Source organism: Mucilaginibacter ximonensis (assembly GCF_042686265.1).
GTDB lineage: Bacteria > Bacteroidota > Bacteroidia > Sphingobacteriales > Sphingobacteriaceae > Mucilaginibacter > Mucilaginibacter ximonensis.
Map to the genome: position 1 here is coordinate 426,794 of NZ_JBHUPD010000004.1, position 25,299 is coordinate 452,092.

Below are 25,299 nucleotides of genomic sequence, written 5' to 3' on the forward strand. Positions count from 1 at the left end.
ATGCTAAATAGCTTGGCCTGTACTGATTAAATGTTACTTTATGATTGTGACCCAGCCTGACAGGGGTTTGTCGCCGGTTTGCAGGTCGATAACATAATAATAGGTACCAAACGGTAAGGCAGAGCCATTAACTTGCCCGTCCCAGGGTTTGGAATACCCTACGCTGCGAAAGATAGTCGCCCCGTTTCGATTAAACACGGTGAGTATGCTTTTGGTATAAGTTGAAAGGCCCACGATTTCCCACATATCATTATGACCATCGCTGTTGGGGGTAAAGCTGTTGGGAATAATTACTTTTTCGTATACATTCACCGTTACCTTATCGGTTACAAGTGAGCAGCCCTGGTCTGTAATAGCCGTGAGTTGATAAGTTGTCGTTTCGGTCGGCGAAACAACCGGGTTCAGGCTGTTAGGGTTATCTAAACCCGTGGTTGGCGACCAGCTATAGGTTACATTACTACCGGTAACCTTAGCCTTAAGCTGGGCATGATCGCCTTTAAACATCCTGATATCGGGGCCTGCATCAACAATTGGCTTGGGTATTACAATTACTTTAAACGTAGTGGTAACGGCGCAGTGACCGCTGTCTGAAACCGCAACGGTGTATAAGGTAGTTTTAGCTGGCGATGCCGATGGAGACGCAATATTAGTAGCCGACAAACCATCGGCAGGTGACCATTGATAAGTGTTTCCTCCCGCTACCGTAATTGTTTTTCTATCGCCGGCGCAAACGGTAACACTATCAGGTGGGATAGCCGCAGGTGTATGATAAACCCTGATAGCAACCGCATTGGAGGCTGAGGGAACATTACAGACAGCTGTCGACACCAATCTGCGGTAGTAAACTGTGGTACTGCCTGGCGGCGGATTATAATCAGGATAGTTGGGGTTACCTGTCATAATATCCTGATAAATAACGTTGTCTGTTGAGCTTTGCCATTGATAGGTAACTCCGTTGCCGGTTACTACTGAACCTTTAATAAAATCGGCATCGCCCTGATCGCAAAAAGCAGTATCAGCCGGAGCTGTAATGTAATTGGCAGATGCAGTTGCCGACACGTTAATGGTAAGCGTGTCACTATACAGCGGCGCCAAACATGGATCTGTTGAAACAGCTGCACGGCGATATGACATGGTCTGACTTATCGGTTTAGGCTGATAGTCGCGACCCGTTGCACCATTTATATCGCTGAAATGTATGCCATCCACAGAGTTTTGCCATTGATAGGTAAATCCAGTACCTGTTGCGTCGCTACCTTGCATAAATTTGGGGGTTGCAGGTATTGAACATATTACCGAAGTGTCGGGCTGAGGCTGAGAAATAGTATTATTGGAGACATTCACGGTAGATACTTTAACCACCACTACATTGCTTAAATTAGGTGTAGAGCAGGTATTCGAGTGATCATCATCTACATAGGTTACTACCCGGCGGTAATAAGTGGTTTGCGAAATTTTAGGCGGATCATAGTCTTTGCCGGTGGGATTGTTTGCTGTAAGATTACTGAAATGCACATTATCTGTTGATTGCTGCCATTGATAATAAAAGCTGCCTGTGCCGCCGCTAACCTGTTGCCCGGTTATTAGTGCAGGGTCAGCACTGGCGAGGCACAATGTACCATCGGATGTAGCTATAGTGTTATTGGTGATGGTAATTGGTGTTTTTATAAAAATACTTACCTGATTAGAGTTAAGCCCAATGATACCGGTGTAACACGGACCGGCATACACTTCGCGTTTAAAAAAAGTGGTTTTAGTTAACACGCCCGGTTTGTAGTCAGCATTGGTAGCGCTATCTATAGGCTGAAAATTATCGGAGGTTGTTGACAACCACTGATAAGTGTAAACACCGCTACCACCTGTAGGCGGCCGGGTCGACATGAGTGTGCCGGGGTCTCCTGAGCCGCAAAAGGTCGTAGGGCCCGTAGCACGTAAACTATCAATATTTTGCAGCTTTGGAACAGCGGTGAACATCATTACCGGGCTAATTGACGGCACATTACAGCCTGGTGTAAAAACGAGTCGTCTAAGGTAAAAGGTGTAAAGATAACTCACGGCCCCCAGATTTTGATTTGTAGGAAACGTAACGATAGATGCCTGCATGTTTGTCCAGTTACCACCAATGGTATCTGTGGTTATCTGCCATTGATAGCTGTACTTATCGCCGCCACCGGTGGGCAGGCTACCGGTTAAATTGCTGGCGCCGGCCGCACCACACCCTACCGTAGACTCGGGCGGAGCAGGCGGGTTGATAAAGTTATTTTTTACCGTAGGCGAGGATGGATCTACTTTTAACGGGTTGCTTAAATTAAATTCGCATGGTCCGGAAAATACTTTCCGAAGGTAGTAGAAGGTGCCTGTTTCATTAGGAGGCGTATAATCCATACTGGTAGCAGCATTGCCGGGCGCGATAATTTCCGTAAAATTAGTACCATCGGTTGATCGTTGCCACTGATAGGTATAGGTGCCTGTACCGCCAGCAGGCTGAGTACCCAGCAAAGTACCGGCAGTGCCGCCGCAGTTGGCCGGATTACTGATTATGTTATTGGTAATTGATGCAGCCTGCGTATATTTTGCTAAAAACATATCATAATCGGCCACGGCAGTTTCGGGTTCAGGGCATTTGTCGCCAAAATCAACAGTTGAACAAAATGTTCCGGCCACTATCACCCCATTGTCGTTGGTTGGGGCCAGGGCTGCGGCGCTTACATTATTACATGTATTATTACCAGAGGTAGCCAATGCGGACAGATTGAGGTTGCTGGTAGTATATCTGCCTAAAAACAAATCCTGTTTGCCATGATAAGATTTTGTAACAAATGCATTATTGGTGCTAAAATCTACATTACCGGTGAAGGTTCCGCTTATGTAAATGTTGTTTCCGTCAGGGCTTATAGCAACATCTGCAGGCAATACAGTCGCCCCAGCGCTGCCAATGTTTTTGAAAGCGGTAAAGCCCCCGGTTTGGCTGTATTGCCCAATAAAAACGTCTCTGCTGCCCTTAGGATTCAAAGAGGCATTTGCTAAATACCAGGCAGGCGACGTATAAGAACCTACGACATAAACTCTGCCGAATTTGTCTACGGCGACTTTAAAGGTTTGGGTATTATCAGTGAAATTATCGCCGATAGTATTGATCCAGTTAAATGCACCAATGGGCGAATATTGCACAACAAACAGCGATTTTTGTGCGCTACGCCGGTTTAGGACACCCAAGGGATTAAAATCCACCGCCCCGTTTAAATAACCTGCAACATCAATATTACCGTCTTTATCAACAGCCAGACTACTTACTGTATTATCAAAACCAGTGTAGCCCAGATCTATAACAAACAGCACGTCGCCCAAAGCCGAATATTTGATCAGCATGCCATCAGCATGATTAGTGCCGCCTTTTGCAGTATAGCTGGTATTGCCAACTGTTGCCGTTTGCTGAAATTGCAGACCAACATAAGTATTGCCGTTATCATCGTTAGCGACGCTATTTCCCGAGTCGTCGGTGACGCCGCCAATATCGTCCGACCACAGATACCCCCCATTAGCATTTAAACGTACAACAAACGCATCATACCCTCCTGTGGATGTGAGTGTGTTTCCTCCATTTGTGTTGGCGTCCATAGTGCCTGAAAATTTACCGGTGACAGACAGCGCACCGCCTGTACCAATGCTTATGCCGGTCGGAAAAACATCCGGACCAGCAAAAGCATAGGCCCAGGCGAAGGTGCCGTCGCTTGCATATTTGGCAACGAAGCCATAGGTTGAACCCGATGGAGCTGTAAGCGCAGTAGTGTTAGCCGGGCTTGGATTAAAGTCGACAGTGCCGGTAAAACTGCCAATTACATACACATTATTACCGGCATCGACCCTGGCGGCAGTTGGGGTAGCGTTGCCGCTTGCACTGCCTGCATCCCCAAACCATTGGGGTACCAAAGCCGGCACGGTTTGGCACAATACGGTTACCGGCACAAAAAGCAGGCAAAGTACTGTAAGCAGTATATTTTTAAGGCCAGATGTCACGTGGTTATAATTGAAACGAAAAAGTTACAAATTCTATTTCAAAAAAGACCATTACATCTCAAAAAAAGGACACTTAAGTAGGCGTATAAGATTATAAAAGCTATTTGGTTATTTTTTTTAGCGTAGCGTCAATCTTTTCATTGATATCCACAGAGATTTTGAAGAAATAGGCTAACACACCGTAAACCAAGGCAGTAACACAACTGCGAACAGCAATGTCCAACAATACAGTTGGCATGCGCCACAAATATCGCCCTGCGGCCCAACCAACGATTGCAGCCACTATTACCAGCAGATGCTTATAGCCGAAAGGCTGCATATTAAAACGATATTTTAAATAAAACCAGGTGCACAAATTAATACCCAGTGTGGTAAGCAGATACGAAATAGCAGCCCCCAAACCATAGTATTTAGGGATGAGAATATAGTTTAAACCAATGCAAAATATCGCGGCAAAAATGGTAAGCAGCGTAATGAGCCGGTATTTATGTGAGGTGGTTATGATGTAGGTATTCAAGCCCCCGGTAATATCAACCAAAAACCCAAGACCGATCACCAGAAATAGTGTAAAGTATTTAGGGTCGGTAAATTCTTTGTTGTGAGCAATAGCATACAAATTTTCACGGTTTACAATAATGCCAATAAACAGCAAGCAACCTATCACCATTTGTATGATGGATGTTTTGTAGTAGACATCTTTAATATTTTCGCGATTATTTGCTTTCCAGGCGTCGGCAACAATAGCGTAGGTGGTACGGCTCAAAGCCTGCGCAGGCACACTGATCACTATCGCGATATTAAAATACCAGCTATATACGCCCTGGATATCGTCGCCGGCCATTGAACTAAGCATCAAGGTATCCACTTTTTGCAAAAGCACATAAATTGAACTTGATATCATCGTAAAAACTCCGAAGCCCAATACTTCGCGCTTGTTTATGGCTTTAAAACGGTTATTATTCAGGCGATATGAATATTTTTTGGTGGCGATAATGTTGATGAGCAACAATAAAGATATCAGCCCGTTTGCTGCGATGTATACCACTATAAAGGCATCAAAATTCATCCACCCGGCTATCATCATTAACAGCATACCGGTGGTAATAAGCCGCAGCAGCACATTTTGCAGGAAATTGGAATAGATAGTCTGGTAAATAACACGCCCCGTCATTTCCAGATAATTAAACGTGAGCACAAAAAACGATAGCGGGATGAGGTAATAGTAATACTCTACCAGGAAAGGCTCTGCTCTAACTGCATCGGGCTTTTTAAACTTAGCAGCGGCTATGTGTTTGGCGGTTTCAGCATAAGCAGCAGTTATAACCGGTTTAAAAACTACAAAAAGTATTGTGGCTGCTATAAAACCCAAAAACATTAACCCTGCCGACCAATGCATAAAGCCATTGTGCTTTTTATCGTCGGTACGGTAAACGGGAAAATACTTGGCCAGTATGCTCGGTACTCCCATCGAAGCCGCCAGTGAGTACAAAACTGAAATACTGATAATAAGGTTATAAAACCCATACTCGCTTGCCGTGCAGCTGACAGTAAAAAGCATGACCGTATTTACATAGGCTATGATCATACCTCCGTATGATATAACTGTATTTTTGTACGCGTCCTTTTTTACTAATCCCATTCGGTGCTGTCAGCGTTAATATTTTATACCGATGCGGCCGGTATAATCAATACGATTTAGCAATAACGGTAATTTTTGGGCTTCAATATATTCGTCGACAGCTTTGCGGGCTCCTTCCCAATGACCATAATCGTCAATGATGATAACCCCTCCCGGCACCAGCAGCGGGTACAGGTATTTCAACTCATGCGCGGTCGACTCGTAAAAATCAGTATCCAATCGCAATAAAGCTATTTTACCGGGCAGCGTCTGCGGAATAGTATCTTCAACCTTACCTTTTACAAAATGCACTTTTTCTGATGGATATTTTAAGGTACCCACATTGCGCTGCACCTCCTCAATAGCTGAATAGCACCAAACAGATGTCGGGTCCTCGCGGTCTGTAGTTTCCATCAAATGGTCGGCACCTGTGCCGGTGAAAACTTTGTCCACCTCGGTAGGTTCAGACATGCCCTCGTAAGTATCATATAGGTAGATCTCGCGGTTTTTATCACCGTTTTTAAGCAGGGTGTCAATAGCAGCCATAGTGCTGCCGCCGCGCCATACGCCGCACTCCACAAAATCGCCCTGGACGTTGTTTTTAACCAGGTAATTCACCGCGTTAACCAGCGAAGCAATACGCTCGGGCGTGGTCATGGTGAAGGGCTTTACCTTTTTGAAGGTATCAACCGTCTGTTTATCAAAGTCGGCTGGCAGGCCGTCAACCACTAATCGTTCATCTGGTTTAACAATATCGTAACCAAATTTTTGTGCCAGTCCGCGTACGGTTTTTCTAATCATGTTTTTTATTTGCTATTGCTTGCTCAAGCAGTTTCGTTATTGTTTTTATGCGACTTTGAATATCGTAATTTTCGCGAATATATGTTGCCTCCTTTTCCCCCAGTTCGACTGCCAAATTTACATCAGCGGCAATCATTTTCATATAGTGTGCCATACCTTCAATATCATACTCAGGCACAAGGTAGCCTGTCTGGCCATTTACCACAGCTTCTTTAATACCGGTATGGAGTGTGCTCACGATGGCCAGACCTGACGAGCCAGCCTCCAGGATAGTAACAGGTGTGCCTTCTTTGTCGCCATCTTTCGCTGTTACAGAGTGTTGTACAAAGCATCGGCTTTCTTTCAATAAGTTTTTTATTTGGGCCTGATTTTGAGCGCCCAAAAGCCTGACACTATTTGTTAAACCTAATTGGCTTACCAATGCTTTGGTTTCATCAAAAAGCGGCCCTACGCCTACCATGTTTAAGGTAGCATCAGAAAATTCGTCATGTACCAGCTTAAAGGCTTGTACAACCGATTGGGGCGACTTCTTCTCAACAAATCTACCAACTGATAAAAATGCTGCGGCTGTTTTTGAAATATCTAACTTAGGAAACGCATCAGGGTTAACGCCGCATGAGGCTACAGTAATTTTTTCGGCGGGGGCTCCCAGCGCCACAAGCGCCTTACCCATATCGCCGGATACGGCGATCAAGGCACTCGCATAGGCAAAGGCTTTTTGATAAAGGCCGTGATAGCGTTTGATAGTTTCTGTATGATGTACATCTGCTCCGTGGTAATGGATTACCAGAGGTACGTTGGCCATCTCACACGCTTCGGCAATGGATGCTCCTACCATGCCATATTCAGCAAAAACTACATCAATTTTATTTTGGGTAAGATATTTGGCCAAAGCGTGGGTGCGTACTTTAATATCTGTACGTTTGAATATCTTTTTTTGGATCAAATAGCTCAGTATGCCAAATGGCGAGCGTATCAGATATTTACCCTTATCATCGTAAACCGGGAAAACACCGCCGTACAGCACCTTTTTATTACCAGGCAGTCGCTCGATATGTTCCCTTACAAAAGTTTCTGAAACGGTTTCTTTATTGGGTTTAACAATGCAAAGGTTAAATTGCTCCATTAATTATTTCAACGGTTTTTGGGCAAGAACTATGTAGAGCGAGGCATCTCTGTCGCGTTGTGGCTGCGAGTTTATCTTGTTAAACAGCATGATCTTTAACTGCATAATAAACGCAAATGGCGGGCGTAAAAACTTAGGCAATTTGTTAATAATGGCATCCTGTAATAACTGCAAGCCGCTTGCCGCCAAACCCATTATACCGAAGAATGACGTGACTATAAAGTTTTCGTCTTCTACGGTTTTACGCAGGCCGGCACTGGTCCATCGCCAATAATCATTTGGTGTTGGATGATAATACCAGTAACCGTGAGTAGTAAGAATGATTGAACCACCGGGTTTTAAAATACGCAAGGCCTCTTGCAGGTAACCTGATGGCGTATCCACATGCTCTAGAACCTGGTTTGAAAGGATGATATCGCAATAATTATCAGGCAACGTGGTCTTGCTGTCAAAACCGATATGATGATCGGCCTTTGGATTCATTTCCAGATCGACACCCAGATATTTACCTACGTGCGGCTCAATTACTGACCGGTACGGCATGTCGCCGCAACCAAAATCAACCAGCAACAATTCTTTGTTACCGGCAGTTAATTCTTCTATTTTTTTAATGGTTGCATCTCTTAACTGGGTTAGATGCACATATCTTGGATGAAATATATTGGGGTTTAGCCGGTCATTAGCTTTCATGGGGCTAATTTAGTGCTTTTATGCAGGTTATTAAAATTACTTAACAGCGCCTCTATTTAAACGCTTTAAAGTTCAGTTATTTATGTTTAGCATAATGACGCAGATAATTTTGTTTTGCTGTGGTATCCTTACGCCATATTACCAGCGAATCAGTATTCAGTTTCTGTATCTCATACGATCTCTCATTTGGCTTGTTTTTATCCAATATCAATACACAGCCAGGGTTAGCAATACCCCAGGTACCGGTAACCGGCGGCGGCGGTGGGTTACCGGCCAAAACAAGATCGTAACTTGCATCAGCATATAGTCTGAAATAGCCAGCTTCGGGTACTATTAAATTTCTAAACACGGTATCGACACCATAGGGCGACTGCGTAGTAAAGGTTAAATCCCATCTAAATTGCAAACTTGCCAGACTCGGGCATTTAAAAACTCTGTATTTTTGAGTGATAACAGTCAGGCCGCTGGTTTGCTGAAGTGTAAGCGAATCATCTGAAAGTTGGGTAACTTCAAAAGCACGCTCTCTTGAGGTACCCGGATTTAACACGAACTGGCAGTTGCCATTGATACTCCATTTACCTTTTACCGGCGCATCGTCGCTATAGATGTAATAAGTAAAATCGGCGTTGATTTCAAAATAGCCATTGGGCTGAGTTACAACATTACTCACCAATTTGTGGTTGGCATCATAAGTCTGGATACGGGTACTTTTAATTGCCCAGCGTTTCTGATAATCGATAGATGAATTATGCAGGCAAACCCCGGTAGCTTTTTCAGCCTTGCGGCATGAGCTGGCGGCAGCCATCGCACCCAAAATCACAATCGTCCAAAAACAGTTTTTTAAAGTCATATTACACAGGCAAATATAAACGCTATACCTGAAACAAAAAAAGAGCCGCTATTATGGCGGCTCTTTTTTGTACGAATTATAATTTCAATTACGACTGGAACCTCTTAGCGTTGATTTTACGCTCGTTTTCTGTCAGGTAGATTTTACGCAGACGGATACTTTGCGGCGTAACCTCAATATATTCATCAGCCTGGATGTATTCCATAGACTCTTCTAACGAAAATTTGATAGCAGGTGCAATACGCACGTTATCATCGCTACCAGAGGCACGCATATTGGTTAACTGTTTACCTTTAACCACGTTGATCACCAAATCATTATCGCGGATGTGCTCGCCCAGTATCTGGCCTTCGTAAATGTCAACGCCCGGGTCAACAAAGAAACGACCACGGTCTTGTAATTTATCAATTGAGTAAGCGGTAGTCTGACCTTTTTCCATAGAGATCAATACCCCGTTGCTACGGCCTGGGATAGTACCTTTCCAGGGCTCATAGGCTTTGAAACGGTGTGCCATGATAGCCTCGCCACCGGTGGCTGTTAATACGTTGTTACGCAAACCGATGATGCCACGTGCAGGGATTTCAAACTCCAAATGCTGCAAATCGCCTTTTGGCTCCATGATCAACAAGTCGCCTTTACGCTGTGTAACCAGCTCGATTACCTTACCGGCTACGTCAGCAGGAACGTCAACAATTAAAGTTTCAACAGGCTCGCATTTCACTCCGTCAATTTCCTTAACAATAACCTGAGGTTGCCCTACCTGTAACTCATAACCTTCGCGACGCATGGTTTCGATTAATACTGACAAGTGAAGAATACCACGGCCATATACCAGGTAAGAATCAGGCGAATCTGTTTCAACCACACGCAACGCCAGGTTTTTTTCCATCTCTTTGTACAGACGGTCGCGTACGTGGCGTGAGGTAACAAACTTACCCTCTTTACCAAAGAAAGGCGAGTTGTTGATGGTGAACAGCATGTTCATGGTAGGCTCATCAATTTTGATGACCTCCAGTTGCTCGGGATTTTCAAAATCGGCAATAGTGTCGCCAATATCAAAACCTTCAATACCTACCACAGCGCAAATATCGCCAGCTTTAACTTCGGTAGCTTTAACTTTACCTAAACCTTCAAAAGTATAAAGTTCTTTGATTCTTGTTTTCTGGATAGTACCGTCGCGTTTTACCAATGATACCGGCATGTTTTCTTTGATGGTACCACGAGCTACACGACCGATAGCGATACGACCTACGAATGAAGAATAATCCAGCGAAGTGATTTGCATTTGCAACGAACCCTCATTAATAGGCGCAGGCGGAATGTTTGCCAAAATAGCATCCATTAACGGGAATATATCTTCTGTCGGTTTTTTATAATCGGTGCTCATCCAACCTTGTTTTGACGATCCGTAGATCACCGGGAAATCCAGTTGCTCTTCGGTTGCGTCAAGGTTAAAGAACAATTCAAAGATCTGCTCATAAACCTCTTCAGGCCGGCAGTTTTCTTTGTCAACTTTGTTAACCACCACAATTGGCTTTAAGCCTAATGATAAAGCTTTTTGGGTAACAAAGCGGGTTTGAGGCATGGCGCCTTCAAAAGCGTCGCAAAGCAATAATACGCCGTCGGCCATTTTCAAAACACGTTCAACCTCGCCACCAAAGTCGGCGTGGCCCGGAGTGTCAATGATGTTAATTTTAACATCTTTGTACATTACTGAAACGTTTTTTGAAACGATGGTAATACCACGTTCACGCTCCAGATCGTTATTATCCAAAATCAGCTCTCCGGTTTCTTGTCCTTCACGGAAAATAGCGCAGCTGTGCAGAATTTTATCAACCAGAGTAGTTTTACCGTGGTCAACGTGTGCAATAATTGCAATGTTTCTTATTTTTTGCATGAAATGCCTTTAAAAATTTGGCGCAAAGGTACGCCTAATTTATGGTAAATGAAAGGGTTTACGGCTTTTTAATACAAAGGTAATCTCAGCCAAAAGTAATTTTACCCTTAAATGTGTAAGATAAGTATGTTGTGTACGTTTGTTAATAAATTATGTAATTTTGCAATTATGAATATACAGGCACTAATAGTTGTTATATTATTTGCAGCCGCCCTGTTTTACATTGGCAGGATGTTTTACAGAAGTCTGTTTGTGAAAAAAGGATGTGGCGAGAACTGCAAGTGCGGAGTTGATTTTTCAAATATCAACCCTGATAATAAATAACATCAACCTAAATATTTACCAAACTTATTAAATGGCCAAGCAGGTTTTTCAAGCTGATACCCCCGGTAGATGGAACCGTTTTAAATGGCTAAGCCGCATTCTGCTTATTGTATTGATATGCAGCGTTATCGGCTCAGTTGTTACCATTACATCACATACTTATCCTGAGTTACCCAACCTTAACCCGGCGCCTAAAAAACTGACCAAAGAAGAGCTCGAAGCCCTCAAAAAATCAAAACAATTTAAAGATTTTAAAATAGACGAGGCTCAGATAAAAAAACTGGAGCATGTGCGTAATGCTTATCGCTTAAAACATCCTAATAACAAAGACCGCATCAACGCAGCTTTTTATCGTCCGTGGGAGGCGCAAGCTTACAATTCACTGGTAGACCATATAACTCACCTTGACATGGTAGTTACCGAGGGCTTTTTGATGAAAAAAGGTGCGGATACTATCACAGCTACCATTGACACTGGCCTTATTAACCTCAATAAAAAATACAAAAAGCCGGTATTGGTAACATTGTCAAACTACGTTAATTATAATAATACAACAGGCGACTTCGATACTAAAGACGTTGAGCGGATCATTAAAAGCAAAAAACTGCGTACTACGTTCATCAACAGTATTATTACTCAGTTAAATAAATATAAATTTCAAGGTATTAATCTTGATTTTGATAATATAAAAGATCGAAACACACCCAACTATATCAAGTTTGAGCAGGAGCTTTACAACACCCTGCATCCTATAGGTTTCATTGTTACCCAAAACGTGGTGCCCGACGATGAGCAGTATAATTTGAAAATGCTGCAGCATTATAACGACTACTTGTTTGTAATGGCTATAAGCCAGCATACTGAAGACAGCAATGCCGGCGATATATCAAACCAGCACTGGGTAGAAGAAATCCTGGATGAGGTTTGCGATGAAATACCGAGCGAGAAAGTTATCCTGACCGTGTTTGGTGGCGGCGTCGACTGGCCCGAAAACAGCATTGGCAAAGGCATTGGTTACCAGACAGCCATCAGTACCGCGCATGAGAATAAAAGCAGGATCATTTATGATCCGTTTTCGGCTAATCTGCATTTTAAATACGGCGGGCAGGATGGCCTTCAGCATACCGTTTATTTTACTGATGCAGCTACCAACTTCAACATTATCCGCATGGCTGACGACTGGGATACCGGCGGCGTGGCCCTGTGGCGTTTAGGTGGTGAAGACCCGCGCTTATGGAGTTTCTTCCAGAAAAACCTGTCTATTGATTCATTGCGAAAAACCGGCGTTGATATCAAACGCCTTACCTATGTGGGCCTTAACAATAAGATCAACTATGAAGGCGATGGCGAAGTGCTTGACCTGATTACTACCCCGGTTGAGGGAAAAATTGACGTAAAGATGGATACCACCAACTACGTTATTACCAACCAAAATTATATTAAGCTGCCTACTAAATACGTTATCCGCAAATATGGTTACAAACCGGGGAAAATAGTTTTAACATTTGACGATGGCCCCGACCCTGATTATACCCCACGCATTCTGGACATTCTGGAACGGGAGAAAGTGCCGGCAGCATTTTTTGTGGTAGGCTCAATGGCCGAGAAAAATATGCAGTTGCTAAAGCGCGAGTATGATGACGGTTTTGAGATAGGCAATCACACTTTTTTCCATCCCGACATTTCAACCGTTAGTATTGATCGTGTAAACCTGGAACTTAACGCCACCCGCAAATTAATTGAGTCGGTAACCGGTCACAGCACCATCCTGTTCCGCCCGCCATTTAATGCCGATGCCGAGCCACAGACATTGGCAGAGGTAATTCCGGTAGCCGAGAGCCGCAAGCAAAGTTATATTAACATCGGTGAATCTATCGACCCGTGGGATTGGCAGCCGGGCGTAACAAAGGATAGCATTGTAGCACGCACCATCAGGCAAGCCAATAACGGCTCTATGTTACTGCTACATGACGCCGGCGGCGATACCCGTGAAGAAACAGTGAAAGCTTTGCCTGAGATTATTCACTTCTTTAAAAGCAAAGGCTACCAGTTTACAACTATTGCCGATATCCTCGACAAAAGTAAAGATGAATTAATGCCGCCTGTAAAAAACAATTCAGGCATTTACAATTCATTCTACGATATTTTCGTGGTTGGATTCTTTTACGGCAACTGGTTTCTGTTATACTTATTTCTGATTGCTATCTTCCTGGCTATCGGTCGTATTGTATTAATCGGCATTTTAGCTTCAAGGCAATATTTTGAAAACAAGAGTTTTAGTAAATACCGCGACAGGATAACAAAAATGCAGCTGCAACCGGTAAGTATCATTGTGCCTGCTTACAACGAAGAGGTTACCGCGGTAAAAACTATTGAATCATTACTTAAAACCGAATACAAAGATTTCGAGATCATTTTTGTAAATGATGGCTCAAAAGACAATACATTCCAGATAGTTAATGAGGCTTATGGCGATAACCCGCGTGTTAGGGTGCTGGATAAACCTAACGGAGGTAAAGCCTCGGCACTAAACTTTGGTATTACGCATGCTCAGTATGATTTTGTAGTTTGTATTGATGCTGACACCCAATTGAAGGACGATGCCATCTATCACCTGATGACTTACTTTACAGATGATGAAATTGGGGCTGTAGCAGGTACCGTAAAGGTAGGTAACGATACCAATATCATCACCCGCTGGCAGTCGATAGAATATATCACCGCCCAAAACATGGATCGCCGCGCCTTCGACCTGATTAATAGCATTACCGTAGTGCCCGGCGCTATTGGCGCCTTCCGCAAATCGGCCGTATTTAAAGCCGGCGGTTTTACTACCGACACTTTGGCGGAGGATTGCGATCTGACCATGCGTATTCTGAAATGCGGTTACATTATTAAAAATTGCGCAGAGGCTGTGGCTTATACCGAAGCTCCTGAAACTATCGGCGCCTTGCTAAAACAACGTTTCCGCTGGAGCTATGGGGTTATGCAAAGCTTCTGGAAAAACCGCAATGCGCTGTTTAACAAAAAGTTTAAGTTTTTTGGGATGGTGGGCATGCCTAACATTCTCATATTCCAGATTATATTACCGTTGTTTTCGCCTTTGGCAGATTTGTTTATGATTCTGGGGCTGCTGGGCGATAAGCCGGGCAAAATATTGCTTTATTACGTATTGTTTGTTGTTGTAGATTTTATTGTAGGTGTGATAGCCTTTTGGATGGAGAAAGAAGACTATAAGAAGTTGGTATACATCATTCCGCAACGATTCATCTGGCGCCAGCTAATGTATTATATCCTGTTCAAATCTTTGCGCCGCGCCCTTAAAGGCGAACATAGCGGCTGGGGTGTTTTAAAGCGTACGGGGAATGTGAAGCAGGCGGAGGAGAAGAAATAGTTTGTTATAAGGATTGCAAACCCTCACCAATAAAGTCCGGATTATAAATCCGGACTAACTATCTAAAAAACCAATGAAGTCCGGATCATAATCCGGACCCAATGTCGCGCGGATTTGCAATCCGCAAACGAATGAATATATTTAAGCATGGGCTTTAAATATCGCATTACTGCTAACGACGAACTTTATTTCCTAACCTTAACTGTAGTTGATTGGATAGATGTATTTACTCGTAAAGAGCTTTGTGAGGACGTTCTGGAGTCACTTAGGTATTGCCAACAGCACAAAGGCTTGATTATTTATGCGTGGTGTATCATGCCGAGCCATTTGCACCTAGTAGTTGCGGCAGAATCAGGTAAAAATCTCTCCGATATAATGCGGGATTTTAAAAAATTCACATCAAAAAGAATCATTCAATCGATAAGTGAAATAGCCGAAAGCAGGAAAGAATGGTTATTGCGTCACTTTTCTTTTGTAAGCAAATTCAATCCTAAAATTAAAGATTACCAATTTTGGCAAGAAGGCTTGCACCCGATTGAGTTAAGCACAGCGAAATTCATCGATCAGAAAATAAATTATATTCACCAAAACCCGGTGGAGGCCGGCATTGTATTTCGAGCTGAAGATTATGTACTTAGTTCTGCGGCTCAATATGCAGGTGAGTTCAATGCTTTACTTGAAGTATCTTTGATAGAAGACTTGAATAGAGATTCCTTTTGAGGATTACAAATCCTCACCTATCGAGTCCGGATTATAAATCCGGACTAACAATAAAATTGTCTGTTGGTCTGGATCTATAATCCAGACCCCATGTCGCGCGGATTTGCAATCCGCTCCGCAAAATATCAAATGCGCTCAATCAAACAAACCGCATAAGCCACTACCCCCTCTTCGCGGCCAATAAAGCCAAGCTTCTCGTTAGTTGTGGCTTTAATAGAAACATCTTCTTCGCTAATGCCGGCAGCTTCGGCAATATGCATTTTCATGGCCGGAATATGCGGATTGATCTTTGGTGCTTCCAGGCAAACCATAGCGTCGATATTGCCAATCTCCCAGCCTTTTTCGCGTAGCAATACCATTACATGCTGTAACAGTTTCAGGCTGCTTATACCCTTCCACCTGTCGTCTGTATTGGAGAAATGGAAACCTATATCGCGCAAATTTGCTGCGCCCAGCAATGCATCGCAAATGGCATGAAGCAGCACATCTGCATCTGAGTGGCCGTAAGCGCCCGCATGGTGCTCCAGACTCACCCCACCTAAAACAAACGGGTGCTGTTCTCTTAACTGATGGACGTCAAATCCAAAACCGACCCTGATCTTGCCCATATTATTTTGTAGCGCCGAAATTAAGCGCTAAGGTAAATCTTAAAGTATTAGCTAAGGGGCTGGCCTGCTGGGTAGCTGCTAAATACGAAAAATCGAAGCGAAAAACGTCATATTTCAAACCCAAACCCATGGTAACATATTGGCGGCCGCCCTTGGCCGGGTTCTCATAAAAATAACCTGCCCTGATAGCAAATTGCTGATCATAAACATATTCAACACCCGGTGAAAAGGTAATTTCTTTAAACTCTTCGCTAAAGCCGCCCGGAGCATCGGTAAATGAGCCAAAGATACCCGCAGGAACCGAAACGTCATCACTTTTACCTTTAATAATGTTGCCGTTGGCATCTCTTATCGGCGGGGTTGGCACCAGGAGTTTATTTATATCGAAAGCAAAAGTAAACTGGTTCAAATCGTCAATATTTATCGTATTGGCGATGCCGAGCTTTAAGTTAGTAGGCAAAAAATATGATGGCCCCACATCCGTATAACTCATTTTGGTACCAATATTTGATATGTTGACACCATAACTAAAGCTTGCATCTTTACCAAACTGCTGTACGTTACTGGTGTGGTACATCGAAATATCGGCAGCAAAAGCATTGCCTGCTTTGGTTTGCTGGCCGCCCCCGGAGGCAAACGACTGGTTAGACAGATCTGAATGAATATATCGTGCAGTCAATCCTAAAGAAAAATCATTACCAAACTTACGTGCAAATGAAACGTCAAACGAAAACTCGCTCGGGCGATACGTTCCCTGCTCATTCTGATTAGCATCTATTAACTGAATAGAGCCTAAGTTAAAATAACGCAATGAAGCGCCTATTGTATTTCTGTTATCCAGCTTATGCGCAAAGCTTAAGTAAGACAAGCTAACGTCGGGCACCAAATGACGTAGCCAGGGGCTGTATGACAATGAAACGGCATTAGCCGCAGTATCTAAAAAAGCCAGTTTTGAAGGGTTCCAGTAATTGGCATTAACATCGGGCGAAATAGCAACACCGGCCTCGCCCATTGCGCCTGAGCGTGAATCGGGCGAGATATTTAAAAATGGTACTGCCGTTGGTATAGCATTAGCGCTGCTGCTTCCGTTGGTATTGCTGCCTCCTGATTGGGCAGCAGCAAAAAATGGTATAAGTAGCGTTATGTATGTTAAAGAGGTTTTTCGGTAAGAAAACTTCATTGGACAGTCCGTTTTTTTATTTTTAATTGGATAAATATAGTGCAATTATGTATTTGTTATGGATGCTGATCTGTTTTTTTGATTTAAATTTATCATCCATGCAACACTCATTACCATTTCCACGTTAAAATGCAAGGCGCTAAAATGGATTAATTTAACGCTATATTCGAGTGTAGTATTTTATTAATAAAAATTTATAAATTTACCCCTATATATCATTCTTGTAAAAATATGAAAATACTTTTTACTTATACTGCTTTAGCGTTGGTGGGAGTTGCGTCAGTATTAAGCAGCTGTAAAAGCAAAAGTGGCAAATCCCAAAAAACGGGGATTCCTTATAACGATAAACGTTATGGTTATTCTAAGTTCAGGCAAACGCACCCTGCACCCGGCCCCGGCCTGGTAGCTATTGAAGGCGGTACATTTGTTTTGGGCGGCAGCGCTGACCAGGATATTAACTTTGAGTACAACAACGTACGTAAAAGAGTAACTATCCCCGCCTTTTACATGGATGAGACAGAGGTATCTAACCAGGATTGGCTGGATTACCTGCACTGGATCAGTGCTACTTTCCCGCAGGATCACGAATTGTATTATAACGCTGTACCCGACACCCTGGTATGGCGCAGGCCGTTGTCATACAATGAGCCGTATGTAAATAACTATTTACGCCATCCTGCTTTTCAGGACTACCCGGTAGTAGGTGTTAGCTGGGATCAGGTTCAGGATTACTGCGTTTGGCGTACCGACCGCATGAACGAATATATCCTGCAGCAAAAAGGTATCATCGTTAACCCCAGGGCTCAAAAAGGAGCGCAGGCAAATACTGCTGCCAATGCTCAAAAAACGCCGTTTAATACAGATATGTACTTAAACAATCAGTTTAGGGGCCAGGGTATTGATGGTAAAAAGATGACCGTTGACCTGAACGGTAAACCTGCGGCAGGTAAGAAAAAGGCTGTGCGACCGGCAATTATTGAAGACGGTATCTTAAAGCCGGCTTACCGCCTGCCTACTGAAGCTGAGTGGGAATACGCTGCAATGGCATTGGCAGGTAATACGCAATTTGAAAACATTACCGACGGTAAAATATACCCATGGAACGGCTTAGGCGTACGTTCTGCAAAAAAATCAACCCGGGGTTTAATTTTGGCCAACTTTAAACGTGGCGAAGGCGACAACGGTGGTGTTGGCGGGTATCTGAACGATAAAGCGTTCATCACAGCTCCGGTACGCTATTATCCGCCAAATGATTTTGGCCTGTATAATATGGCTGGAAATGTTAACGAATGGGTACAGGATACTTATCGCCAAATGTCTTTTGAAGATGTTGACGACTTCAACCCATTCCGCGGTAACCAATTTGCCGACAAACGTTTGGCAGACCCGGCTACTGGTAAATATGCAAAAGACAAATATGGCCGCCCGATTAAAGACCCGGCAAAGGCGGCTAAGAAAATGAGCTATGCAGACCTGATTGCCTCACAACAAGGCGGTGCTTCTGCTACGCCTCAAAAAGATCCGTTAGCTGGCAAGGCCTACAATCCTGACGCCCGGGGCTACCTGGATACCGTTAACAATAGCTTATACGGTACTACTACTTTGGTAAGCGACAAATCAAAGGTTTACAAAGGCGGTTCATGGAACGATTTGGCTTACTGGTTAAACCCCGCAACCCGCCGCTTTATGAATGAAGATGACGCCAGCGCCGAAGTAGGTTTCCGTTGCGCTATGGACCTTGTAGGCGCTCCTGAAATTCATCCGCAAGGCAAACCTCACTTCAGCGTGAAAAAAGCGAAATAATTATTAACCCGCTATAATTAGAAAAGGGCTATCTCTGGTTGAGATAGCCCTTTTTTTGTTTAACAAATTATTAATGAAAACCCTTATAAATACTCGTCATTGCGAGGTACGAAGCAATCTCTGCGCGATAGTCATTGTAGCTAAGCTTGTGTAGAGATTGCTTCGTACCTCGCAATGACGTGTGGTGAAAATAGTTAAGGAAATTCTACGCAAACAGCAGCAATATCTGCCCTTTTTCCAACTTATCGCCAGGCTTTACCTTGATAGATTTAATCACCCCACCGACTGGCGATTTAATGATATTTTCCATCTTCATAGCTTCAAGGATAAACAGGCTGTCGCCTTTTTGCACGGCAGTACCTTCTTCAGTAAATACTTTTAACACCAAACCCGGCATGGGAGCTTTTAGCTCGCTTATTTTAGCACTGGTTAAATTAGTGAGGCCCATTTGGTCAAGCAGCAGATCAAAGCGATCTTTCGCTGTAATAGTATAGATATTATTATTAACCCTTATCTCGGCTGTTTTTTCCATCTTATCAAAGCTGATGAGGGCTACGTTGTACGATTTTAATTGCTCAATGATATGCCAGCTATTTGGGCTGAGCTGTTTGATATCAACCTGTATTTCGGTATCGTTTACCAAAAGCTCGCCGCCTTTGGAGTCGATAGCATAATCATATTTATTATTTACCTTAAACTTGTACATAGCTTATTGAGTTAGCACGTATTGAATCAAATTAGCGCCCATTTTTAAGGCCTTGATGCGGTTTTCTTGTGTGTCGCCGGCATAGGTTCCATAGTCTTCCCAACCGTTGCCTAAATCGCATTCGTAAGTGTAAAAACACACCAGCCTGCCCTTATAGATCAGGCCAAACCCTTGCGGACGTTTACCGTCATGTTCATGTATTTTAGGCAAACCGTTAGGAAACTGAAATTTTTGATGATAGATCGGATAATTCAGCGGCAGTTCCACAAAATCCAGCTCAGGAAAAACTTTCTTCATTTGCGGGCGAATGAATTTATCCAGTCCGTAGTTATCGTCAATATGCAAGAACCCGCCACCGGTTAAATACTTGCGCAAATTAGCAGCTTCCTGGTCAGAGAAAATCACGTTACCATGACCCGTCATAAATATAAAAGGGTAATTAAATAATTGCTCACTGCCAGGCTCAACTATATCATCCTCTGCTTCGAAATTGGTTTTCAGGTTATCGTTGCAAAATTTAATAAGATTGGGCAAAGCCGTGCGGTCGCCATACCAATCGCCGCCACCATTATATTTGAGCTTGGCCATTTTATAAGTAGGCGCATTGAAACTGCTTATCAGCGTTAACAGGCAACAAGCACAAATAGTGTATATAGCGCGTTTCATTGAGTTATATTAACCTAGCTGTCATTCTGAGCAACGCGAAGAATCTTATGTAAGCGAAAAGTATGGCGTATAAGATCTTTCACAACGTTCAGGATGACAAATGGTAAGATTATTACCTATTCAAAAAATTCACCTCAAAGCAAGCTTCAAGCGCGGCAGTTTCTGTACGCAGCCGGCTTTCACCTAAAGTTATGGCTTTATATCCATTATCCAAAGCGCCGTCAATCTCGGCAGAAGAAAAATCGCCCTCGGGCCCTATTAGTATCAGATAACGGCCTTGTTTTTGCAGTTCGGTTTGCAGATTAGTTTTCTCTTGATCTTCACAATGAGCAATGAACTTTTGACCATCGAAAGGCTGGGCAAGAAATTTATTAAACGCGATGGGTTCATTTAATATTGGATGATAAGCCTTCAGCGATTGCTTGATGGCCGAAGTAATGATCTTATTCAATCGTTCGGTTTTAGCTTCTTTGCGCTCAGAGCGGTGACAAATAATCAGGGATATTTCATCAATACCTATCTCAGTAGCTTTTTCCAGGAACCATTCCAGCCGGTCGAGATTTTTTGTCGGCGCTATTGCGATATGAAGGTAGTGGTTTCGCTTTTGATACCCGGTAGTTACCCCGGTTATTTGCAAAATGGTACGTTTGGGGTGCGCATCTTTGATCTCGGCCGTATACAGACCTCCTTTTCCGTCAATCAACTGAACCGGCGAACCCGCCTCCAAGCGCAATACCCGCACGGCGTGCTTGCTCTCCTCTTCGTTCAAAAAATACTGGGGAGTGGATGGAGTAATATCGGGCGTATAAAAAAGATGCATGTTACAATCAAGGGTCGAGAATCAAGAGTTAAGATAAAGGAATATTCTGTTTTACAGTCTTGATTCCTGCCTCTTATCTCTTGATTCTAATTAATGTAAATCTACTGTATCTTCTTCATTAAGCAATAGCTCCAGTTTAACCGACTCAATGTTTTGGTCAGATTTTTTCAATACGGTTATGTTATAGCCGTTTGATTCTTTTTGTTCGCCAACGTCAGGGATTTTTCCAAAGATCTCCCCCAACCAGCCCGATACGGTATCATAGTCGCCATCTTCCGGCAAATCATGCGGCAAATGCTCATTAACATCGTATATAGGAGCCAGGGCATTTACAATAAACTCACGGTCATTCAGTGACTCTACAATCGGTTTCTCCTCGTCGTATTCATCCTGGATCTCGCCTACTAATTCTTCAACAATATCTTCGAGTGTTACCATACCGGCTGTACCACCAAACTCATCAGATACAATGGCTATCTGTATACGTTTCTGTTGCAGCTCGGCCATCAAATCGTTAATTTTTTTTGTTTCGGGGATAAAGTAAGGTTTGCGGATGATATCTTTCAGGATAATTTCCTCGTTATGTACCAAAAGAGGCAGAACATCTTTAGCATGAACAATACCTACAATCTTATCAATCACCTCGTCATACACCGGCAGGCGTGAATATCCTTCAGTAATTAATAAATGCAATAATTCATCTTTACTGGTATTAATCTCAATGCCCGAAATTTTGGTACGGGGCACCATGATGTTTTTAACTACCCGCTCGTTAAATTCAAAAACATTTTGAATCAGCTCGTGCTCATTCGAGTCGATTGCCCCGGTTTCTTTACCTTGCTCAAGCAGATACTGCAACTCTTCTGAACTGTGGTGTGCTTCATGCCCGGGTACAATGTTTATACCTACCAATCTTAAAATAAAATTAGCAAATGCATTCAGCACCCAAATAATAGGCCTGAAAACAATAAAGAATATGCGTAACGGGGCAGATACCGCTAACGCTGTACGTACTGATCTTTGTATAGCCAGCGTTTTAGGAGCCAGCTCCCCAAAAACTATACTGAGTATGGTAATCACCACAAACGCGATAACGTGGCTGGAGGTGATAACAAAGCTTGATGTGATATTAACATTAATAAGCTGAAAGCCTCTTAATACTACATTTGTAAAAACCTCTTCGCCTATTACACCCAAACCTAACGAGGCGATGGTAATGCCCAACTGTGTAGCCGCCAGATAGCCGTCAAGGTTAGCCACTATGCCACGGGTAACTTTGGCAATGCGGCTGCCGGCCTTAGCTTTCACCTCAATCTGCGATCCGCGAACGCGAACCAGCGCAAATTCGGCTGCAACAAAAAAGCCGTTCAGTAGAACCAGTAAAAAGGTTAGGAGTATTGAATAACCGTTTATGTCGTGCGTTTCAGGGCCCATCAATTAATTATTGGTACACAGGGAAAGTCGACTTATAAAGTTCAAGACTTTCATTAACTACTTTATGCGCATACTTGGCACCAAGCATATGCTCGATGGTTACCGACTTGTTTTCCAAAGCCTTGTAATCTTTAAAAAAGCGCTCTATTTCTTTCATAGCATGTGGCGGCAACTCGTTCAAATCGTTAATATAATTTACTGACGGATCGTTCTTCGCTACCGCGATGATCTTATCGTCCTGCTCGCCATTATCAACCATATGCATTACGCCTACAATTTTGGCCTCGATGATTGACATCGGAAACACGTCTATAGAACATAATACTAATATATCCAAAGGATCTTTATCATCACAATAAGTTTGCGGAATAAAGCCATAATTAGCCGGGTACATTACTGACGAAAACAAAACGCGATCAAGTTTCAATAAACCTGAGTCTTTATCAATCTCGTATTTTGCTTTAGAGCCTTTGGGGATCTCAATAATAGCATTTACAAATTCAGGAACGTTATCACCCGGTGAAACCTGGTGCCAAGGATGTTGAGTACTCATTTAGATGTATATTATATTTATATTATTCGCTTTTTACTAATCGTTTTTTTAAGAAAGCAAAAACAAGCGGAATTGTTGTAATTATTATCAAACCAATCACCACATATTCCAGGTAGTCTTTGATCTGCGGGTATCGCCTACCCAAAAAATACCCCGATAGGACAAACGTATTTACCCAGGCAATGCTACCTGCCAGGTTATAGATGGTAAACTTCTTAAAATCAACCTTAACTACACCCGCAAAGATAGGAGCAAAAGTTCTTATTATAGGGAAAAATCTGCCTAAAACCAGAGCCATACCACCATGCCTGGCATAAAACTCTTCAGCAATAGTAATGTAACGCTTCTTAAAGAACCACGAATCGCTTTTTTTGAAAAGCACCGGCCCGGTACGGTAGCCAAACCAATAGCCGGTATAATTACCCAAAATACCCGCTAATATTACTGATAACAATAGCGTACCCAGCTGTACATCTATTAGTCCGGATGAGCATAATATTCCGGCCATAAACAGTAAATAGTCGCCAGGCAAAAAGAAGCCGAAGAACAGCCCTGTCTCTGCATAAACAACCAGCAGCAAGAGGTAAAACCCACCTTTACTTAAAATGAATTTTGCTTCAGTTAAATGTTGCAGGTGTTCCCAGAAAGTTTCCATTCAGAATATTTGTAAAACTACAAATATTAAATCATTTTCCGGGGATTTTGACAGTGTATTAAATCAGGCCGCTTACTAACTGGGGGTAAACACCAATAACAATGGTGGCCAAAGCTGCAAAACCCAGCACAAAAGCATAATACGGCGATACCGCAATCTGTTCGCGCTCGGCATTACGGAAATACATGGCAATGATAACCCTGAAGTAATAGAATATACTGATGATAGCGTTGATAACCGCAATGATCAGTAATGCTATATGGTATTGACCCATGGCCATGTTGAAGGCATAAAACTTACCAATAAACCCAGCTGTAAGCGGAATACCTGCTAATGAAAGCATCGCAACAGTCAATACAAATGCCAGGAAAGGATTTTTCTTACCCAGGCCATTGAAGCTATCAAAGCTATCGCTGTTGGTTTCTTGCTGGATCAATATCAGCGCACCGAAGGCTACAATTGAAGCAATTGAATAAGCCGTTGCGTAAACAAAAATGGTATTGGCTGATGATGCCCCTAATGACAGGATAGCAAACAACAAATAACCCGCATGCGAGATACTTGAGTAAGCCAGCATACGCTTAAAGCTTTGTTGATATAAAGCAGTGATGTTACCAATAAACAAAGTAATTACCGCGATAACAATTAAACCAGGCTGCCAGATATTTGAGATAACCGGGAAACAGGTCATAAACAAACGCAGGAATGCTGCGAAGCTTGCCGTTTTAGCTACGGTAGACATGTAGGCAGTAATTAATGACGGCGAACCTTCATATACATCAGGAGTCCAAAAGTGGAAAGGAGCAACACCTACTTTGAAACATAAGCCTACTACCACCAAAATGACGCCCACGCAAAGCATTGGTGTCATTTCTTTATGCGTCAACACCCAGGTTTGTATGCCTTCAAGACTGAATGAACCAGTTGAGCCGTATATTAAAGTAAAGCCGAACAATAAGAAACCTGTTGAAAATGCACCCATCAGGAAATACTTCAAGGCAGCTTCGTTTGAGGCGAAGTCGTTCTTTTTAATACCGGCCAGGATGTATAAGCTTACCGACATAATCTCGATACCGATAAACAACATCGCGAGGTTATAGTATGATACCATAACCACCACACCAGCTAATGAGAACAAAATGATAGCATAGTACTCGGCTACGTGATTGCTGATCTTTTCAAAGTATCCTTTTGATAGCAATAAGATCAATATAGTTGATACGATAGTAACTACAGAGAAGGCAACAGAATAATTATTGAACAACATCATGCCACTATAAATAGGTACCGCGCCGTTGTTCCACTGTGTAACCGCTAAACCTAACGCTACCAGCAGCCCGATAACGGTAACAGGTAGTAAAGCCTTTTGCGCTTTATATAAACCTAAATACAAAAGCACTATAGGTAAAACAGATATAACTATTATCGTATTCATGA

General features: G+C 42.9%; 19 protein-coding genes. 3 read left to right on the forward strand and 16 right to left on the reverse strand.

The features are described from left to right. Positions 1 to 33: 33 nt before the first annotated feature. From ACFS5N_RS18945 to typA, 7 genes are all read right to left on the reverse strand, one after another. Positions 34 to 4,017 (reverse strand): T9SS type B sorting domain-containing protein, encoded by a 3,984-nt coding sequence (locus ACFS5N_RS18945; protein ID WP_377189501.1) that lies wholly within the window; start codon positions 4,015 to 4,017, stop codon positions 34 to 36. A 100-nt stretch (positions 4,018 to 4,117) separates the two neighbouring features. Then, positions 4,118 to 5,656, reverse strand: coding sequence for an oligosaccharide flippase family protein (locus ACFS5N_RS18950; protein ID WP_377189504.1), 1,539 nt, complete (start codon positions 5,654 to 5,656; stop codon positions 4,118 to 4,120). 15 nt (positions 5,657 to 5,671) lie between these two features. Then, positions 5,672 to 6,436: a TylF/MycF/NovP-related O-methyltransferase gene (locus ACFS5N_RS18955; protein ID WP_377189507.1), complete on the reverse strand. Its 765-nt coding sequence runs from the start codon at positions 6,434 to 6,436 to the stop codon at positions 5,672 to 5,674. Next, a complete protein-coding gene (locus ACFS5N_RS18960) occupies positions 6,429 to 7,562 on the reverse strand; it encodes a glycosyltransferase (RefSeq protein WP_377189510.1) in 1,134 nt (377 codons plus the stop codon). Before ACFS5N_RS18960 ends, ACFS5N_RS18955 begins: the two co-directional genes overlap by 8 nt. 3 nt (positions 7,563 to 7,565) lie before the next feature. Continuing rightward, on the reverse strand, positions 7,566 to 8,252 hold the full coding sequence (locus tag ACFS5N_RS18965) for a class I SAM-dependent methyltransferase (RefSeq protein WP_377189513.1): 687 nt from the start codon (positions 8,250 to 8,252) through the stop codon (positions 7,566 to 7,568). A 76-nt stretch (positions 8,253 to 8,328) separates the two neighbouring features. Beyond that, on the reverse strand, positions 8,329 to 9,102 hold the full coding sequence (locus ACFS5N_RS18970) for a hypothetical protein (RefSeq protein ID WP_377189516.1): 774 nt from the start codon (positions 9,100 to 9,102) through the stop codon (positions 8,329 to 8,331). Positions 9,103 to 9,190: 88 nt separating this feature from the next. Continuing rightward, complete coding sequence (gene typA, locus ACFS5N_RS18975; RefSeq protein ID WP_377189519.1) at positions 9,191 to 10,999, reverse strand: translational GTPase TypA; 1,809 nt, start codon at positions 10,997 to 10,999, stop codon at positions 9,191 to 9,193. A gap of 355 nt (positions 11,000 to 11,354) precedes the next feature. Here typA and ACFS5N_RS18980 point away from each other — a divergent pair, with 355 nt between their 5' ends. Both ACFS5N_RS18980 and ACFS5N_RS18985 read left to right on the forward strand, forming a co-directional pair. Then, on the forward strand, positions 11,355 to 14,717 hold the full coding sequence (locus tag ACFS5N_RS18980; protein ID WP_377189522.1) for a glycosyltransferase: 3,363 nt from the start codon (positions 11,355 to 11,357) through the stop codon (positions 14,715 to 14,717). A gap of 147 nt (positions 14,718 to 14,864) precedes the next feature. Next, positions 14,865 to 15,437 (forward strand): REP-associated tyrosine transposase, encoded by a 573-nt coding sequence (locus ACFS5N_RS18985; protein WP_377189525.1) that lies wholly within the window; start codon positions 14,865 to 14,867, stop codon positions 15,435 to 15,437. Between the two features lie 125 nt (positions 15,438 to 15,562). Here ACFS5N_RS18985 and ispF read toward each other — a convergent pair whose 3' ends face one another. Both ispF and porV read right to left on the reverse strand, forming a co-directional pair. After that, the gene (gene ispF / locus ACFS5N_RS18990) at positions 15,563 to 16,045 is read right to left on the reverse strand and encodes a 2-C-methyl-D-erythritol 2,4-cyclodiphosphate synthase (protein WP_377189528.1); all 483 of its coding nucleotides are present in this window, start codon (positions 16,043 to 16,045) and stop codon (positions 15,563 to 15,565) included. Between the two features lies 1 nt (position 16,046). Next, a complete protein-coding gene (gene porV / locus ACFS5N_RS18995) occupies positions 16,047 to 17,225 on the reverse strand; it encodes a type IX secretion system outer membrane channel protein PorV (protein WP_377189531.1) in 1,179 nt (392 codons plus the stop codon). Positions 17,226 to 17,456: 231 nt separating this feature from the next. On the opposite strand from porV, the gene ACFS5N_RS19000 reads away from it, so the two are divergent. Next, complete coding sequence (locus ACFS5N_RS19000; protein WP_377189534.1) at positions 17,457 to 19,028, forward strand: SUMF1/EgtB/PvdO family nonheme iron enzyme; 1,572 nt, start codon at positions 17,457 to 17,459, stop codon at positions 19,026 to 19,028. A gap of 205 nt (positions 19,029 to 19,233) precedes the next feature. Here the strand turns inward: ACFS5N_RS19000 and ACFS5N_RS19005 are convergent, their stop codons facing one another. From ACFS5N_RS19005 to ACFS5N_RS19035, 7 genes are all read right to left on the reverse strand, one after another. Next, positions 19,234 to 19,734, reverse strand: coding sequence for an acetyl-CoA carboxylase biotin carboxyl carrier protein subunit (locus ACFS5N_RS19005; protein ID WP_377189537.1), 501 nt, complete (start codon positions 19,732 to 19,734; stop codon positions 19,234 to 19,236). A gap of 3 nt (positions 19,735 to 19,737) precedes the next feature. Continuing rightward, entirely contained in the window at positions 19,738 to 20,400 is a 663-nt protein-coding gene (locus ACFS5N_RS19010; protein WP_377189540.1) for a DUF4159 domain-containing protein, read from the reverse strand. A gap of 112 nt (positions 20,401 to 20,512) precedes the next feature. Beyond that, the gene (locus ACFS5N_RS19015; protein WP_377189543.1) at positions 20,513 to 21,220 is read right to left on the reverse strand and encodes a 16S rRNA (uracil(1498)-N(3))-methyltransferase; all 708 of its coding nucleotides are present in this window, start codon (positions 21,218 to 21,220) and stop codon (positions 20,513 to 20,515) included. Between the two features lie 90 nt (positions 21,221 to 21,310). Then, positions 21,311 to 22,654, reverse strand: coding sequence for a hemolysin family protein (locus tag ACFS5N_RS19020; protein ID WP_377189900.1), 1,344 nt, complete (start codon positions 22,652 to 22,654; stop codon positions 21,311 to 21,313). Positions 22,655 to 22,661: 7 nt separating this feature from the next. Continuing rightward, positions 22,662 to 23,207 carry an inorganic diphosphatase gene (locus ACFS5N_RS19025; RefSeq protein ID WP_377189547.1) on the reverse strand — a complete coding sequence of 182 codons (546 nt, stop codon included), beginning with the start codon at positions 23,205 to 23,207 and terminating at the stop codon, positions 22,662 to 22,664. A gap of 22 nt (positions 23,208 to 23,229) precedes the next feature. Beyond that, the gene (locus tag ACFS5N_RS19030) at positions 23,230 to 23,862 is read right to left on the reverse strand and encodes a DedA family protein (RefSeq protein WP_377189550.1); all 633 of its coding nucleotides are present in this window, start codon (positions 23,860 to 23,862) and stop codon (positions 23,230 to 23,232) included. Between the two features lie 58 nt (positions 23,863 to 23,920). Beyond that, complete coding sequence (locus ACFS5N_RS19035) at positions 23,921 to 25,297, reverse strand: NADH-quinone oxidoreductase subunit N (RefSeq protein WP_377189553.1); 1,377 nt, start codon at positions 25,295 to 25,297, stop codon at positions 23,921 to 23,923. Positions 25,298 to 25,299: the final 2 nt, after the last annotated feature.